The sequence below is a fragment of the Geovibrio thiophilus genome (assembly GCF_004087915.1).
GTDB lineage: Bacteria > Chrysiogenota > Deferribacteres > Deferribacterales > Geovibrionaceae > Geovibrio > Geovibrio thiophilus.
Map to the genome: position 1 here is coordinate 2,596,804 of NZ_CP035108.1, position 15,748 is coordinate 2,612,551.

Here is a 15,748-nt window from a genome sequence, read left to right on the forward strand (position 1 = left end):
GGCTTAGTCCGTCATCCAGTCAAGGCGGATGAAGTTGTCCGCCTCACGTTCGGTTCCCGCTGGCACAACCTCTTTCAGCCAGAAGCCCTTTGCGGAGGCACGGGTGCTGAACGTTAGCCTGTCCCCTGCCTGCCACGATCCGCCCCAGCTCTGGTAGGTTATGGCGAAATAATAATCCCCTGCGGCGGTGTTCATCGCCTGATAATTGGCGGACGTGCTCCCCGCCGGAAGGCTGCCTGTGAACGCCCCTGAGACAGTGAACGCTGACGGGGATATGAATATTACTGTCCAGTCATCCTCTGCCGCTCCTGCGTTGGAAATGATCAAGCCGTCCGCCGAGAAGGTTCCCGCTGCGGAGGTAAGGCTTATGTTTTCCGCTTTTGCTTCCAGATTCCCAAGCTCAACACATATCCCCGCATGGGTTTCTGATGCGGCAAAATTGTCCGACGCCTGTGAGGAAAGTTCTATCTCCGCCACATTCCCCGTCCACTGCACACCTGCTGTCCTTGCGGAAAACATCGCCCCCGAATCCGCCTTGACCATGAGAAGCGCGCCCTCCGGCACCTCATAGTCGATGCCCTCAAAAAGCACCTGCACGGAGGTGTCTCCGGCTGTTATGTCCGCATACAGCCTGCCGCCCCCTGTCCATCCGTCTGAAGTAAGCTCTCCTTCGGTCTCGGCGTGGCTTGAGGCAGCTTTTATGTAAAACCTGTCGCCGCCCGTGCTTGGAACTGTGAGAGCGACCGCCGCATCAAAAGCAGGCTCCGCTCCCGCCGCCCTGTTCGCCATGTATGCCTTGCGCAGGCGTGTCTTGCCGTTTGTCCGCTCAAAAGATGTAACTCTGGGGAAAAGATTAAACTTCACCCCGCTTATGATCTCTCTTGATATATCCATGTGTCCGCCGTTATCCGCCGTGTCCGTTACGGTTTTTGAGCGGTAGAATCTTATGTCCTCAGTCTGCATCATTCCCCCCTAAACTGTTTTCAGCTTTATCTTTCCGTAGAAGCAGTCCTTCTCCCCGTAACCGCTTGCGGGGCGGACCGGTGTTAGAATCAGCGCTGGTTCATCCTCATGCCGAAAGCGGACCCTGTATTCTCTGTCCCTGAAAACGAACAGATATACAGCACCCGCCGCCGAAGCCGCCTCCCTGAGAAGCTGAGCCTCAGCAAGAGTAAGCCAGCCTGAGCCTTCGGCGGATTCGAGATCAATGGCGAAGCCTTCCGCTGTCTGCGTAAAAACCACCGTGGTTCCGTCCGCACAGGGCACAGCCTCCGCAGAGGGAGCACCGGCAGAAAATTCGTTCGTCCACACCATGCCGTCAAGGAATATGCCGTTAAGATAAATCATCACCGCACCTCCTAAACCGTGTACCAGTCGGTGCCGTTTGAGATAAGCTGCACCCTGTCCCACTGAGAAGGCAGAAGAATATCCGCGCTCTGTGTATCTATGAGCTCGCCGGACTTGGCAGAAACCCGCACCTCGGCTGCGCCGGCGTCTATGCGCTTCACGATGAAAACCCTTCCGGTGTTCGCTGCCGGCTCCGGCAGAGTTATCCTCACTGCCGATGCTCCGGCGTTGACGATCACAGCCCTTTCCGCACCGTTCATGGAATAGTCTGCGCTTTTAACGCTGACTGTGCCGATCCTCTCCGCCGATGCTGTGTCCGCTTTCAGCCCTATCTCCGCCTCAAGCTCATCGAGCTTTCCGGCGGTTATCACATGCGCTATCCTGCTGCCCGCTGCCCAGTTTCTCTTCTGTGTCCCCTCTTTGCCGCCGTAGCAGTTAAAGGTGCTCTCAAACCCCGGAAACCCGAAGGGGACAAGCTCCACTATCTCCCTTTCGGGATCGTCCAGAGGGGAAGCCGTGCCTCCGCTCCATATCACCGCCATGAATCTTCCCGATTGGGAAAAGCCCGTATAGTCAGTCACTATGAGCTGCGCAGGCTGCCCTGTCTGGTCAAGATCATATGCCAGAGCGCTCACGGCAAAGTTGGTATTTTTCAGAACAATTGACATATCATCATCCTTTCAGTCTCAGACTGAGGTCTATCCGGTACAGGCTTTCTCTCCCGCCGGAGGAGAGATCCGTCACCCGCCAGAAGGCAGGGGAGAGTCCCCTGAGCGCTTCCAGAACTCCGTCAAGAGCATCTCCCGAAGCCTTCATCGCATTCTCTCCCCTGCCCAGTGTAAGGGTTTTCAGAACCACGGAAAAAACAGGCTCACGTCTGAGCGCGCTGCCCGCAGGCTGCCCCTCCTCCCCCGTGTAGATCACGGCTGCCCCCGGTTCCCTTAAAATCTCCTCCGCCGCCTTCTCAGGCGGTCCGCCGTGAATAAACACCTGTCTGAACAGACCTGTCGCTTCCAGAAGCCCCGCTATCATCCGTGCCGTTTCGTAAACCATAGTTCCTCAACCTTTTCCTTTATCAGTCAAAACCTTTCCAGCTTTCAGACCCGGCGGCGGATGCCACCTCCGGATATACTGCGGGGGCGAGAGGCTTCAACACTGACGCCGCCTCGTCACGGTAGCTTTCCGCTGTAACCCAGTCCGCCGAGTATGAATAAAGCTCGCTTAGCGCCGCTTTAATTACCGCAAGGCGTATCACAGTGTCCGATTCGTCATACTCCACGCCGTAGCCTGTGAGCACAGCCTTCACCCTGTCTCTGCCGTTTTCAAGGAAGGTCTCAGCGGCTGTGTCATCTCCGCCTGTCACAGCGTCGTAGTCCTCCGGCTGGATATGCTGTCTGAGTTCGTCAACCGTTATATCCATAGCCCTAACCTGTAACTGTCGCCCAGTTGATAGCCTTTGTATAAGGCACGGGAAGCGGTTTGCTCTCCGCAACAAGCTCTATTGAGGATGTGCGCTTGTCCTCCACGGGCTTCACGAAGAAGGGCATGGAAACAAGGTTGCTGTCCAGATCATCCAGCACGGCGTAAATGAGCTCGAAGGGAGCGTCCATGGCAACTGCAAGGAGCTTTCCGTCATCCACCACCTTGATGGGACTGCCTGTTGCGGGGTCGACGTAGGCGGAGTTCATAAGCTCTATTCTGTAGCCGCCTATGAGGATCGATTTTTCATCCATGGAAGCGATAACGCTTCTGCCGTCAAATTCCTGAACAAGCTTGGAAAGTGCCATAAATGACTTTTTCCCTGCCCAGAATTTGACACCTTCGCCGTACCTGCTGGTTTCCTGAATGCCCGCTTCCATTTCGATGAGAGTTTCAAGAATGTCGTCTATCGCCACCTGAGAATCGTCCCAGAGGACTGACGGCGTGTAGGAGAGTGTGGAGCCGAAATCCACCTCATATGTGCCGTAGCCGCCGTCCATCACCATGGGATAGCTTATCTTTCCGGTGAGGCTCTGAGCGGCGAGAGCTTCCGTGGATGCACGTATGACCCTTCTGAGTCTGTCTATCTTGTTGTTGATGAGAAGCTGAACCCCTGTCCTGTCCAGAAGCTTGAAGTTGTTCACCTCAACACCGTTAAGCCTCTCGGAAGGTCTGAACGGCTGGGGCTCTATGTGGGTTATCTGTCCGCTGTCGCCGTAGAGCGGCGTGGGGGCGGAGCCTCTTCTGCTGACCGCTATGTTTGTGATCGGCTGCTGAAGGTCGCTCACTGCCACCGTGGGCAGAGGATGGTTTCTTCTCTTATCCGTTTTATAAACGGAATCAAGCACGGGCGACTTAAGCTCAGGCATGTCCGTGAGGGTTCTGATCAGCGAATCCCTCGAAAAAAAGCTGTTTATATCAAACTGAAGCATGTTTCAAACCTCCTAAAACGCCCATATCTGCGTATTTGTTTCCAGCACCTTAACAGCCGCCGCTTCCGCCTTTATGCCGTTGTTTTTAAGCGCGCTTCTGATAACAGTGCCGTGTACAAGGACGCTGCCGAGACTGTCCTTGCCCGTATCCACGGTGAAGATGCTCACTCCGACGGGCTCTCTGAGTGTGCCTTCGTCTTCCGCGTCATAAAAGTCAGCCTTGCCTTCGCTGTTGAGGGCGATTATCTCCCCCGCTTCGATTTTTCCGTTGTCGGGCATAAAGGGCATTACCTTCACCACCGCAGGGTGGCGTCCGTCGATTACTCCGGCGGAACCCATGTCGCGCCTGTCGATTACTCCGTCAAACTTTGCCATTTTCTCCTCTCCTTAAATTTTTCCGAAGATTCCTTTCGTATCCGCCGCCGCACGGGCTTCGGGAAGATTCATTTTCCCCGCCCTCACCGGTTCCGGCAGTGACGAAAACACGTCCTTAAGCACACTCACAGCGTCCGCTCCGTGTCCGTCGGAGAAGTTCACCGTACCCTCAAGGTTTTCCGCAAACTCCATCACAAGCTCCAGCTTTGCGGCGGGGATTCTCCCTTCGCATGCAGTTCTCAGCTCGGTGAGCCTCTTTTCCCTCTTCTCCCGACGGAGCGCCTCAAGCTCGCTGAAATAGGCGGGTATCTCGCCGGAGAAGGTAATCACACCGTCGCAGTCGCCCATTTCAACAACTTCAAGTCCCCGTATCTTGGGCGGCAGAGCGCCCAAAAACGCAAGATGATGCAGGTAAAGCCTGCCGTCGGCGTCTCTCTTCGCTCCGATTGACCAGTTGCGGTACTCACCCCTGCCGTACGCTTCCTTCAGCCAGTCACCCAGCTCTGCCTCACCCATGAGGATGCCGCTCTCCGCCCAGATATTTTTTACCCATCCGGCGGCGGGCATATCTCCGGCTATTTCGTGTCCCACAGTCACGGGAACCTTTCCGCCGAAGCTTTTCTCCATCTGCTCCAGATCCGCCTCGGTCAGGGTTACCTCGCCGTATCTTCCTGTTTTAGCCATTTCAAGAATCATCACATTCCTCCTTAGCCGATGAGGGAATATAAACGTTCCACAAATATTACTTGTTATTATGTGTAACAACTACAAAGAAACATTGTTGAATTTCTTTTAAAAAACTTCTGTTATTTGTGAACGAGGGGTAATATTATTAATGAAGCTGAATAGGAGATATTATGAGACTTTATGTATTGATCCTTGCCGCCGCTCTGGCTGCGTGCGCGCCTAAGGCGGCTCTGGAATTGCAGAAGAACGGTCGGGAGGCGCTTGCCGCCGGAAACGCGCCATTGGCGGCGGGCTATCTGGAAAAAGCCGTACAGGAGCATGACTCAGGTGAAAACAGAGCTCTTCTCGGCGATGCCTATTTCGCCATGAAGGAATACGACAGGGCTTTCTACGAATACACCAGAGCCGTGAACAGGAATAAAAACACAGCCTACCTGCATTATAAAAGAGGCGAGATTCTCTTCATCCTAGAGAAATACAATGAAGCGATTATGGAGCTGGATGAAGCCCTGACGCAGAAGCCCCTGAGCTTCGCCCGCGCCAACACTCTCATTGGCTTGGCATACGCTGAGCTGGGGAACACCAAGCAGGCTTTCTTCTACCTCAACAGAGGAATAGAGGCTCAGGAAAACAGCACGGAGGCATACCTCGGCAGGTCAAAGGCATACATGAAAGCAGGCAGCCCTGAGCAGGCAATAGTGGATGTGACCCGTGCGATACAGCTTGATCCGAAAAATGCCGAAGCCTATTTTCAGCGGGCGCAGATACTGTTTGCCGTATCAAAAACCGGAGACGGCATAAAGGATCTGGAAACTGCTCTGATCCTCGATCATAACATGGAAAAAGCCTTCTCTGAGGCGGCTTGGGTTCTCTCCACTCACCCCGATCCTTATTTCAGAGACGGAGCAAAGGCGGTAATCTACGGACGCAAGGCGTATGCCCTCAAACCGGATAACGAAAACGCTGTGCGCCTCGCCGCCGCCTTCGCCGAAAATGATCAGTTTGACAAGGCAGTCTCCGTCATTGATGAACAAATCTCCAAGGAAAAAGATCTTGTGGAGGTGGACGGACTGAGGGTCTGGAAGGAAATGTACGGTAAGGGAATAAAATACAGACGAGATAAATAGGGTTGCCCGAAAAGGCAAGGTATGTTAATTTTCAGACTGTATTATTTTCTTCCGTAAGATAATCTGCTGATAAGGAAATCTAAGCCGTATGTACAATCTTTTTAAAGAAGATTTTCTGGTTACGGGCGAAAAAGCCGATGCGCTCCGGCAGAAAATGTGGGGCAAAAAGGTTTTTTACGTTAATAACCTCCATATAAACTATACTGATATATGCGTGAGCAAGTGCCGTTTCTGCGCCTTTGCGAAGGATGAGGGCGACGAATCCGCCGTGTTCATGGATGTTGACGACATCATAAAATATGTCGCCGCCAAGGCTCCGAACGCCAGCGAGCTTCATATAGTCGGCGGTCTGCACCCCTCCAAAAAATTCAGCTACTACACAGACATGGTTAGGGGGCTTAAAACAGCCTTCCCTGAAAAAACCATCAAAGCTTTCAGCGCGGTTGAGATAGACTATTTCGCCTCAATCTCAGGACTCTCTGTTTCAGATGCGCTGAGTGCCCTCAAAAAAGCCGGGCTTGAGATGATGCCGGGCGGCGGCGCCGAGATCTTCGAGCCGAGAGTGCGAAAAGAGATCTGCCCCGAAAAAATTCCCGCTGAAAAATGGCTTGAGGTGCACGAAACCGCCCATAAGGAAGGTATTCTTACCAACGCCACAATGCTCTACGGTCACATAGAAACCGGAGAGGACAAGATGCGCCACCTTGAAAAAATCAGGGAGCTTCAGGAGAAAACCGGAGGGTTTCTTGCGTTTATTCCCCTCTCCTTCCACCCTCAGAACACCTTCCTCAGCCATATAAAACCCGCAACAGGCATGGATGACCTTATGACTGTTGCCGTCAGCCGCCTTGTGCTGGACAATGTGCCCCACATAAAGGCATACTGGGTTATGCTCGGCGAAAAAACAGCACAGGCTGCCCTCCGATTCGGCGCTGACGATCTGGACGGAACAATAATTAAAGAGAATATTACCCATGCCGCCGGCGCGAAAAGCAGTGCCGGACTCACGGAGGACGAACTGAAAAATATGATAACCTCAGCGGGGCTTGAGCCTGTTAAGCGGAATGCCTTCTACGGGACTATAAACTGATTATGGCAGAGTTCATATTCCTCAACCCCACCCCGAACCTGCTGAAAGTGGCGGATTATGTGAAATTCTCCGGCAGAAGCGTGCGGATCGCCTCCAATAACCAGTTTCCGCCCATTACCTCCGCTAATCTTCATATATTCCACGGCGGAACCTACTCAACAGCCAGAAAGAACGCAAACCCTGAGGAAGTTCCCGCCGATTTCTGCATGAAAATGAAGAAGAACATCTTCAACTTTCTCTACGGAGGGAAAATCCGGGGTGAGCTCGCGAATCTCGGAGAAAGCTTTGAGCACGGAAATATAACCGACCTCTGTCTCATGAAAACTCTGGGAATATACTCCCACGATATAAAAAGCACACAGGATGAGTCTGTAACCCACCAGACTCTCCTGAGTGAATATCCCAAGTCGTTCATCGTCACAGGCTATATGGAATCACTGAGCGGAACCGAAAAAATGCAGATGTACGATACGGATTTCGATCTTAAGGAAGCCTTCGGGAACGATTTTTTTGTTGTTTTCACAAAAAACGACAGGCTTGAGGTCTGCGCCCACGGGAACAGACTGATAACCATAGGCAGAAAGAACACCGAGCATATCAACACACTGGCGGAATCATTCCCCATGCTGAAACAGTTCTCTTTCAAGAGAGTTAAAGAACTGGTAATATCAAGAAACAGGCAGCCTTGGGCATATAAGGTGATAGACAAACGTATAATCCTGCTGAACGATTTCAGCTACTTCAGCCTTTCCCTTAAGCTGCCCGATTTATGGTATGAAAAGGCGGGTAAGCTGTTATGTTCAGAAAAGCTGCGGTAAGAGGGCTCTTTTATCCCGCGTCGCCCGAAGAGGCGGAAGGGTTTATTTCAGAAAATATGTCCGGCGCTCCATTGTGTGAGGCTCTCGCGGTTATGCTCCCCCACGCAGGATGGATATACTCAGGCAGAACAGCGGTAAACACCGCTTCAAGAGTGAACATCCCCGATAAAGTTATTCTTATGGGTCCCAACCATACAGGGCTGGGCGCGCGTATCTCTGTTTATCCGGAGGGAAGCTGGGAAACTCCATTCGGCGATGCGGCTATCGACTCGGAAACTGCGTCAAAGCTCACAGCCTCGCATCTCTGCACGGCAGACACCGCGGCGCATATCAATGAACATTCTCTGGAAGTCATTGTTCCTATATTAAAATACTTAAATCCGAACGTGAGAATAACCCCGGTGACAATGATGGGGCTGAGCACCGAGACATGCAGGGCTCTTGGTGAGCTGCTCGCGTCAGTTTGCGATGATAAAACTCTTGTGGTTGTCAGCTCGGACATGAATCATTTCGAGAATGCGTCCGCAACCGAAAGAAAGGACGGAGCCGCTCTTCAGGCTGTTCTGGCGCTTGACGAAAAAGCGCTTGCGGTAACTGTGTCAGGGATGAATATTTCTATGTGCGGGGCAGTGCCCGCCGCCGCCGCGATCAGCTACTGCAAGCTCAGGGGCTGCACAAAAGCGGAGCTCACCGAGCACACTCACAGCGGTTTCGTCAGCGGAGATTATGACAGAGTTGTCGGCTATGCCGGCGTTATTTTTCATAAATAAATCAAGGATGATGCGATGAAGGTAAAAAGCGCGGTTTTCCCCGTGGCAGGCTTCGGAACAAGGCTCCTGCCGGCAACAAAGGCTATCCCCAAAGAGATGGTGACGCTTATTGACAAACCCCTGATTCAATACGGGGTGGAGGAAGCCCTGAACGGCGGCATAGAGCGGATTATCTTCGTGACGGGGCGCACAAAAAAGTCCATGGAAGACCACTTTGACCGTGACCCGAACCTTGAGACTGCACTTGCGGAAGCCGGAAAGGAAGAACTGCTGAAAGAGGTTCGCAAGATTTCTGATATGTGCGATGTCGTGTACGTTCGTCAGAAAGAGCCCAGAGGATTGGGACACGCCGTACTCTGCGCTAAGGATATTGTCGGGCGTGAGCCCTTCGCCGTTATTCTGCCGGATGATATAATACTCGCGCGGAAATCTGTGATAGGGGAAATGACAAGGGAATTTGACAAGGTGAAGGCGCCGGTTATCTCCATAATGCAGGTCCCAATTGCCGATACCCACAAGTACGGAATAGTCAAAGTGGAACAACAGATAGATGAAAGGCTGTACAGGCTCGGCTACATGGTGGAAAAACCGAAAGCAAATCCGCCCAGCGACCTTGCCATAATAGGCAGGTACATTCTTACGCCGGAAATAATGGATGAGCTGGAAACAACAGCGGCAGGCGCCGGCAACGAAATCCAGCTAACGGACGCTATACACGCGGTTGCGGAAAAAAGCGGCGTCTACGGCTACCGCTTTGAAGGGCAGAGGTTTGACTGCGGCAACAAGCACGGACTTATTGAAGCCACAGTCCATTTTGCCCTCTCAAGGGAAGACACCAAAGACGCCATGATGAACTTAATGTCGGTTCTTTGCAGAACAAGGTGAAATAATGAGCAGTGAAGGCGACTCTATATCGAAGATACGCTTCATCCACGGACTGATGAAGAAGGAAGTGGAGGAGCTTCTCAAGCTTATGGAGCGTACCAAGAGCCCCATAGCAGAAACGGGAACCCCTCCTCTGGATGCGATGATCAGAGGAGAGGAGGTCATAATCACAGCGGAACTGCCGGGTTTGACCTCTGATGAATTTACTGTGTATCTTTACGAAAATCTTCTTATAATAGAAGGAATAAGAAAAAGGTACTGTACGGATAAGCAAATCTTCTTCATCCGCGCCGAAAGGGAGTTTGCGCCTTTCAAGAGGATAATGCAGCTTCCTTTTCCCGTGGATAAGGACAATACTCAGGCGATGCTGAAGAACGGTGTTCTTACGGTAACGCTGATAAAAACAGAAAACTGAAATACAGGAGAGGGTGAAGTGGAACAGTTTGAATCGGATATAAAAATACCGGAACAATTACCCTTGCTGCCTGTGAGGGATATAGTTGTTTTCCCATATATGGTTCTGCCTCTCTTTGTAGGCAGAGAAAGCAGCATAGCGGCAGTAAATGACGCTCTCAGTGCGGACAGACTTATATTTCTCGCCTGCCAGAAGGACGCCTCGCAGGAGGAACCGGCGGAGGATGAGATAAACCGTATAGGCACTGTGGCGGTTATTCTGCGCATGCTGAAACTGCCTGATGAAAGAATCAAAATTCTTGTTCAGGGTGTAAAAAGGGCAACAGTTGAAGAATATGTGCAGATGAAGCCCTTCGCGAAGGTGAGAATAAGCACTTTCAGTGAGGAGCCGGGCGAAGACAACCTCGCCTCGGAAGCGCTGATAAGGCACGTAAAAGAGCAGCTTCACAACGCTGTAAGCCTCGGCAAGCCCATGCTTCCCGACCTTCTGGCCGTGATCGAAACAATAGATGACGCAGGCAAACTCGCCGATATAATAGTCTCCAACCTCGGTCTCAAAATGGATGAGGCGCAAGAGGTTCTGGAAGAGGACGATACCATTGAACGCCTGAAAAAGGTCAGCGAATTTCTCACACGTGAGATCTCGATCCTTGAGGTTCAGCAGAAGATCATGAATGAGGCTCGGGGTGAAATAGACAAAAGCCAGAAGGAATACTTCCTCCGTGAGCAGCTCAAGGCTATCAAGAAAGAGCTCGGCGAAGAGGACGACTTTCAGATAGAGATAGAAGAATACGAAAAGAAGATTAAAAAAGCCAAGATGCCAAAAGCAATAGCCGAAGAAGCGGATAAGCAGCTCAAACGCCTTGCCCGCATGCACCCTGATTCCGCCGAATCCACAGTGGCGAGAACCTTCCTCGACTGGCTTGTGGAGCTCCCTTGGAGCAAAGCCAGCAAGGAAAAGCTGGATCTCAAAACCGCCAAACAGATCCTCAATGACGACCACTTCGGTCTGGAAGAGGTGAAGGAGCGCATTCTTGACTTCCTTGCCCTGCGTAAGCTGAAAAAGGATATGAAAAGCCCCATCCTCTGCTTCGTGGGACCTCCCGGAGTGGGTAAAACGTCTCTCGGAAAATCCATCGCCAGCGCCATGGGCAGGGAATATGTCCGCATGAGCCTCGGCGGTATGAGAGATGAAGCGGAAATCAGAGGACACAGAAGAACATACATCGGTGCCCTGCCCGGCAAGATAATTCAGAGCATGAAAACCGCAGGCACAAACAACCCGCTCATCATGCTGGATGAAATAGACAAGCTCGGCAGCGATTTCAGAGGAGACCCTGCGTCCGCACTTCTTGAGGTGCTTGATCCTGTGCAGAACGTTAATTTTGTAGATCATTTCCTCGGCGTGCCGTTTGATCTCTCCAAGGTGCTGTTCATAACCACGGCGAACTACCTTGACCCCATTCCTCACGCCCTGCGTGACAGGATGGAGATTATCCAGCTCCCCGGCTACACAGAGGAAGAGAAGCTGAAAATAGCAGAAAAATACCTTGTCCCCAGACAGATAAAGGATAACGGGCTTACACCTGAGCAGATAAAATTCTCTCAGGCGGCGATAATGCACATTATCAAAAGCTATACCAGAGAATCCGGCTTAAGAAATCTTGAGCGCAGCATAGGAACAGTCTGCCGCAAGGTCGGACGCAAAATTGTGGAGGGGAACGGCAAGGTTTTCCACATTACCCCGAAAATTGCCGAAAAATTTCTCGGAGCAGTAAAATACATCGGTGAGGACGAGCTGAAGGAGAACGAAGTCGGCACGGCGACAGGTCTTGCGTGGACACCCGTCGGCGGTGAGGTTCTTTTCGTGGAATGCAGCAAATATCAGGGCAAGGGAAACCTTCTCGTCACTGGACAGCTTGGGGATGTTATGAAGGAATCCGCACGGGCGGCATACACTTACGTGAGAACAATTGCCGGCAGATACGGCGTTGATCCGGAAGATTTCAATAAGTTCGATATACACGTGCACGTGCCCGCAGGCGCCATCCCCAAAGACGGTCCATCAGCAGGCATCACCATGGGAACCGCCCTGCTCTCAGTTTTCACGGGGAGGCAGATTCATAAATCCGTAGCAATGACAGGAGAGATAACCATCACAGGCAAGGTGCTCCCCATCGGCGGGCTCAAGGAAAAACTCCTCGCCGCCAAAAGACACGGCATAACCAAGGTAATCATTCCCAAAAAGAATGAGAAAGATATTATCAGCATGCCTAAATATGTTAAAAGCTCTCTGGAAATAATTCCTGTTGAGAAGTTTGAGGAAGTGACTGAAATAGCTCTGCTTCCCGCTCCGCCCAAACCTGCTGAGGAAAAAGAGGCTCCGGCGGAGAAAAAACCGAGAGCAAGCAGAAAGACTGCCGAAAAGCGGGCTTAAGATAACGCATGGAGTGGATTGCTTCGCTTCATTTGCAATGACAGCAAGTTACGTCACCGCAAGAAGCAAAGAGGCAAGGCAGTCTCAGATTTTGCGCCTTTGACCAGAAATCAGAAGCCCCCGGTTTTTCGGGGGCTTTTTTGCTTTACTTCGCTTCAATCTGTATTTTCTTCTCTTCAGCCACAGCTTTCAGAGGAATTCTGACTTCTAGAACTCCTTTTTTGAAAACTGCCTTCACATTCTCAGCGTCTGCACCCTTGGGCAGCGCAAACTGCCTCACAAATTTGCCGAACACCCTCTCACGCCTGTGAAAGCCCTTTTCGGTTTCTTCTTTTTCCTCGGTTCTCTCACCTTTTACGATGAGCACACCTTCATTGATGACAACTTCGATGTCTTTTTCCTCCATTCCGGGGAGATCCGCGGTCACTACAAGCTGCCCGTTCTTTTCCACAATATCCACATCGGGTCTGAACCCACCGGGCATGGACTCACCGTCACCGAACCTGTCCATAAACCTGCCCATCTCCCTGTTGAGATCCAGAAGGCTTCTGAAGGGAGAGAAGAAAATTTCATCACGTTTTTTAAGCATTTTTCCACCTCCATGAGCATTGTGCTTTTACAATATAAAAAATATATCTTAGCCTACTCGTGTCAAGTTATTTTATACAAATAAGTCATGCTGATTTTTATCGGAACATATAATTATATTCTGGCTAATTCTGTGCTTTTCTCTATATTACGTAATTTGGGTAATATGATATTTACAAATAATAAGTTAGCGTGTATCTAACTATCCGATAAGAAACGGAGCATTTCATTGAAAAGCGACACGGAGACAAACGATTCCAGACATGCCGATAATATGCCGGAAAACTTCGCAGCGGCGGCTGCGGCTGAATATTTCCGTCTGTTCAGTCCGGCTTTCTGCGTTTTGGATGAAAAAGGGAACATACTCCGCTCAAACTCAAACTTCCGTAAGGTGTTCGCCCAGAAGAAAAACTCCCTCACATTTGACAACATAATGAACCTGCTCACTCCAAAAAGCATTCCGACAATGAAAAAACTGCTGAAAGAACCGGACGGAAAAACGGCAAAACTCAAGGCTCACAATGTCCATGAGGAAAAGCTTTATCTGAAAGTCTGTATTTCGGAGCTGAGCGTCAGCGGTAAGCTTTTCATTGCATTCTTTGAGAATATATCAAAAATTAAAAGACTTCAAAATAAACAGAAAAAACAGGAAAAACTCCTGATACAGCAGTCTAAAATGGCTGCTATGGGAGAGATGCTCGGAGTTATAGCCCACCAGTGGAAACAGCCGCTCAATACTCTCGCCATAATAGCGCAGACCATAGGGGACGACTTTGACCACGGCGAGCTGAACGCCGATTCCGTCGAAGAGCATATAGACGCCATCAACTCCCAGATCCTTTTCATGAGCACCACAGTGGATGATTTCAGACGCTTCTTCATCCCCCAGAAAACACCGCATAAATTCAGAATAAAGGACTCGGTGGAGGAGATTATCTCCATAATCGATCCGCAGCTTAAAACCTGTAATATAACTGTATGCCTGACTTCAGAAAATGACAGCGCAGAGACCATAGGCTACCGTAACGAGCTCAAACAGGTTATCCTCAACCTTATAGTGAATGCAAAGGACGCAATAACCCACAGAAGGGAAAAGGATGAAAAATTCAGGACGGAAAAAGGAATTATCGAAATTAAAATCTCAAGTATGGCAAATATATGTACCATCAGCATCGGAGACAACGGAACAGGCATCAGCTCCGGAGTCATGAAAAAATTGTTCAAGCCCTATTTCACAACCAAAAATGATAACGGAACCGGAATCGGGCTTTATCTTTCCAAAACCATAGTCGAAGACAAAATGCACGGAACCCTCAGTGTGGAAAACTCCGCCACAGGAGCCGTGTTCACAGTCTCACTTCCCCTGACCTGAAAACAAAAAAAGCCCTCTCTCCGTGGCGGAAAGAGGGCAATGTAACGGTCAGGTAGTCTGCCCTCAGGCAGACTATTCTATGCTATTCTGTTATTTTATAAGTGATTTAGCGTATTCAGGGTAAGCATCCACACCATGTTCGTGTTTATCAAGACCTTCAAGTTCTTCAGTTTCAGAAACTCTGACTTTGATGAAGATGTTGATGATTTTGAAAACGATGAAGGATATGCCGAATGCCCATACGAAAGCGGCTACTATGCCGATTATCTGAGGCAGTATTACAGGGCTGAGTCCGCCTGCTTCAAAGTCATAGTTGAAGAGACCTGCCGCAAGAGTACCCCACACACCGCATACGCCGTGTACCGAGATTGCGCCCACCGGGTCGTCAACTCTGATTTTATCGAAGAAGATTACGCTGAACACAACAAGCAGCCCGGCAACAGCACCGATGAGCACCGCATAAGCGGGCGTGACGTTAGCGCAGCCTGCGGTAATTCCCACGAGACCCGCAAGAGCACCATTGAGAGACATGCCAGCGTCAAATTTTTTGAAAAGAATAACTGTGGTAAAAAGAGCAACAAGAACGGCTGTCGCAGGAGCGAGAGTGGTGTTGACAGCTATGAGAGGCAGCGCTGTGTCCGCGGCGGTTTCCGAGCCCACGTTGAATCCGTACCAGCCGAACCAGAGTATGAAAACTCCTATTGTAGCAAGAGGTATGTTGTGCCCCGGGATGGCTCTTGCCGAACCGTCCTTAGCAAATTTACCGATCCTCGGTCCGACAACTATCGCACCGGCGAGAGCAGCCCAGCCGCCCACGGAGTGAACAACTGTGGAGCCTGCGAAGTCTATGAAGCCGAAGCCTTCAAGCCAGCCTTCACCGTGGAAGAGCGAGCCCCATGCCCAGCTTCCGAATATGGGATAGATTATTGTAGTCATTGCAAGGCTGAAAAGGAGATACGCCTTAAGGTTAGTTCTCTCTGCTATAGCTCCTGAAACTATTGTAGCCGCTGTGGCGCAGAAAACTGTCTGGAAAATCCAGAAAGCGAGTGTCCAGTGATCCTGCATGTCCCAGTTTGAAAGGAAAAAGCCTTCAGTACCGAAAAAGCCTGTAGTAGTCGCACCGAACATAAGAGCGAAGCCCACTGCCCAGTATCCGATCGCGCCCATGGAGAAGTCCAGCAGGTTTTTCATAATTATGTTAACGGCGTTTTTTGCTCTGGTGAAGCCTGTTTCGACCATAGCGAAGCCAAGCTGCATAAAAAAGACCATGAAAGCGGCAATGAGTGTCCAGAGCCAGTCTGCGTTTGCCTGTACCGCATCTACGGAAGCCTGAACCCCTTCAAGAGTGAGAGGTTCGTCGTCTGCGAAGCCGGACGCTGCCATAAGCACCAGTCCGAGCATTATAATAATTTTTTTCATATATCCTC

Annotated in this window: 18 protein-coding genes; 8 read left to right on the plus strand and 10 right to left on the minus strand. The window is 50.7% G+C overall.

Annotation, left to right across the window (positions count from 1 at the left end; translation table 11 throughout):
• Nucleotides 1–3: 3 nt before the first annotated feature.
• Genes EP073_RS12015 through EP073_RS12050 form a run of 8 tightly spaced genes read right to left on the minus strand, consistent with a single transcriptional unit; the run spans nt 4 to nt 4,829 of the window.
• Nucleotides 4–966: a hypothetical protein gene (locus EP073_RS12015; protein ID WP_128467407.1), complete on the minus strand. Its 963-nt coding sequence runs from the start codon at nt 964–966 to the stop codon at nt 4–6.
• A gap of 6 nt (nt 967–972) precedes the next feature.
• The gene (locus tag EP073_RS12020; protein WP_128467408.1) at nt 973–1,347 is read right to left on the minus strand and encodes a hypothetical protein; all 375 of its coding nucleotides are present in this window, start codon (nt 1,345–1,347) and stop codon (nt 973–975) included.
• An 11-nt stretch (nt 1,348–1,358) separates the two neighbouring features.
• Nucleotides 1,359–2,015 (minus strand): hypothetical protein, encoded by a 657-nt coding sequence (locus EP073_RS12025; protein ID WP_128467409.1) that lies wholly within the window; start codon nt 2,013–2,015, stop codon nt 1,359–1,361.
• 4 nt (nt 2,016–2,019) lie between these two features.
• Nucleotides 2,020–2,400: a hypothetical protein gene (locus EP073_RS12030; protein ID WP_128467410.1), complete on the minus strand. Its 381-nt coding sequence runs from the start codon at nt 2,398–2,400 to the stop codon at nt 2,020–2,022.
• 22 nt (nt 2,401–2,422) lie between these two features.
• Nucleotides 2,423–2,767: a hypothetical protein gene (locus tag EP073_RS12035; protein ID WP_128467411.1), complete on the minus strand. Its 345-nt coding sequence runs from the start codon at nt 2,765–2,767 to the stop codon at nt 2,423–2,425.
• 4 nt (nt 2,768–2,771) lie between these two features.
• Nucleotides 2,772–3,758: a major capsid protein gene (locus tag EP073_RS12040; protein ID WP_128467412.1), complete on the minus strand. Its 987-nt coding sequence runs from the start codon at nt 3,756–3,758 to the stop codon at nt 2,772–2,774.
• Between the two features lie 12 nt (nt 3,759–3,770).
• Nucleotides 3,771–4,133, minus strand: coding sequence for a hypothetical protein (locus EP073_RS12045; protein ID WP_128467413.1), 363 nt, complete (start codon nt 4,131–4,133; stop codon nt 3,771–3,773).
• 12 nt (nt 4,134–4,145) lie between these two features.
• On the minus strand, nt 4,146–4,829 hold the full coding sequence (locus EP073_RS12050) for a hypothetical protein (protein WP_128467414.1): 684 nt from the start codon (nt 4,827–4,829) through the stop codon (nt 4,146–4,148).
• Nucleotides 4,830–4,990: 161 nt separating this feature from the next.
• Between EP073_RS12050 and EP073_RS12055 the strand changes: the two genes are divergently transcribed.
• The 7 genes from EP073_RS12055 to lon all read left to right on the plus strand — a co-directional run bounded on the left by EP073_RS12055 (nt 4,991) and on the right by lon (nt 12,361).
• On the plus strand, nt 4,991–5,947 hold the full coding sequence (locus EP073_RS12055; RefSeq protein WP_128467415.1) for a tetratricopeptide repeat protein: 957 nt from the start codon (nt 4,991–4,993) through the stop codon (nt 5,945–5,947).
• Nucleotides 5,948–6,035: 88 nt separating this feature from the next.
• Nucleotides 6,036–7,037: an aminofutalosine synthase MqnE gene (gene mqnE, locus EP073_RS12060; protein WP_128467416.1), complete on the plus strand. Its 1,002-nt coding sequence runs from the start codon at nt 6,036–6,038 to the stop codon at nt 7,035–7,037.
• Between the two features lie 2 nt (nt 7,038–7,039).
• Entirely contained in the window at nt 7,040–7,855 is an 816-nt protein-coding gene (locus tag EP073_RS12065; RefSeq protein WP_128467417.1) for a hypothetical protein, read from the plus strand.
• Complete coding sequence (amrB, locus tag EP073_RS12070) at nt 7,834–8,625, plus strand: AmmeMemoRadiSam system protein B (protein WP_128467418.1); 792 nt, start codon at nt 7,834–7,836, stop codon at nt 8,623–8,625. Before EP073_RS12065 ends, amrB begins: the two co-directional genes overlap by 22 nt.
• 15 nt (nt 8,626–8,640) lie before the next feature.
• Entirely contained in the window at nt 8,641–9,510 is an 870-nt protein-coding gene (gene galU, locus EP073_RS12075) for a UTP--glucose-1-phosphate uridylyltransferase GalU (protein ID WP_128467419.1), read from the plus strand.
• A gap of 4 nt (nt 9,511–9,514) precedes the next feature.
• The gene (locus EP073_RS12080) at nt 9,515–9,925 is read left to right on the plus strand and encodes an Hsp20/alpha crystallin family protein (protein ID WP_128467420.1); all 411 of its coding nucleotides are present in this window, start codon (nt 9,515–9,517) and stop codon (nt 9,923–9,925) included.
• 18 nt (nt 9,926–9,943) lie between these two features.
• Nucleotides 9,944–12,361 carry an endopeptidase La gene (gene lon, locus EP073_RS12085; RefSeq protein WP_241653999.1) on the plus strand — a complete coding sequence of 806 codons (2,418 nt, stop codon included), beginning with the start codon at nt 9,944–9,946 and terminating at the stop codon, nt 12,359–12,361.
• 145 nt (nt 12,362–12,506) lie between these two features.
• Here lon and EP073_RS12090 read toward each other — a convergent pair whose 3' ends face one another.
• Nucleotides 12,507–12,950, minus strand: a complete 444-nt coding sequence (locus EP073_RS12090; protein ID WP_128467421.1) for an Hsp20/alpha crystallin family protein — start codon at nt 12,948–12,950, stop codon at nt 12,507–12,509.
• Nucleotides 12,951–13,178: 228 nt separating this feature from the next.
• Here EP073_RS12090 and EP073_RS12095 point away from each other — a divergent pair, with 228 nt between their 5' ends.
• On the plus strand, nt 13,179–14,321 hold the full coding sequence (locus EP073_RS12095; RefSeq protein WP_128467422.1) for a sensor histidine kinase: 1,143 nt from the start codon (nt 13,179–13,181) through the stop codon (nt 14,319–14,321).
• Between the two features lie 90 nt (nt 14,322–14,411).
• Here the strand turns inward: EP073_RS12095 and EP073_RS12100 are convergent, their stop codons facing one another.
• Entirely contained in the window at nt 14,412–15,740 is a 1,329-nt protein-coding gene (locus EP073_RS12100; RefSeq protein ID WP_128467423.1) for an ammonium transporter, read from the minus strand.
• Between the last annotated feature and the right edge of the window lie 8 nt (nt 15,741–15,748).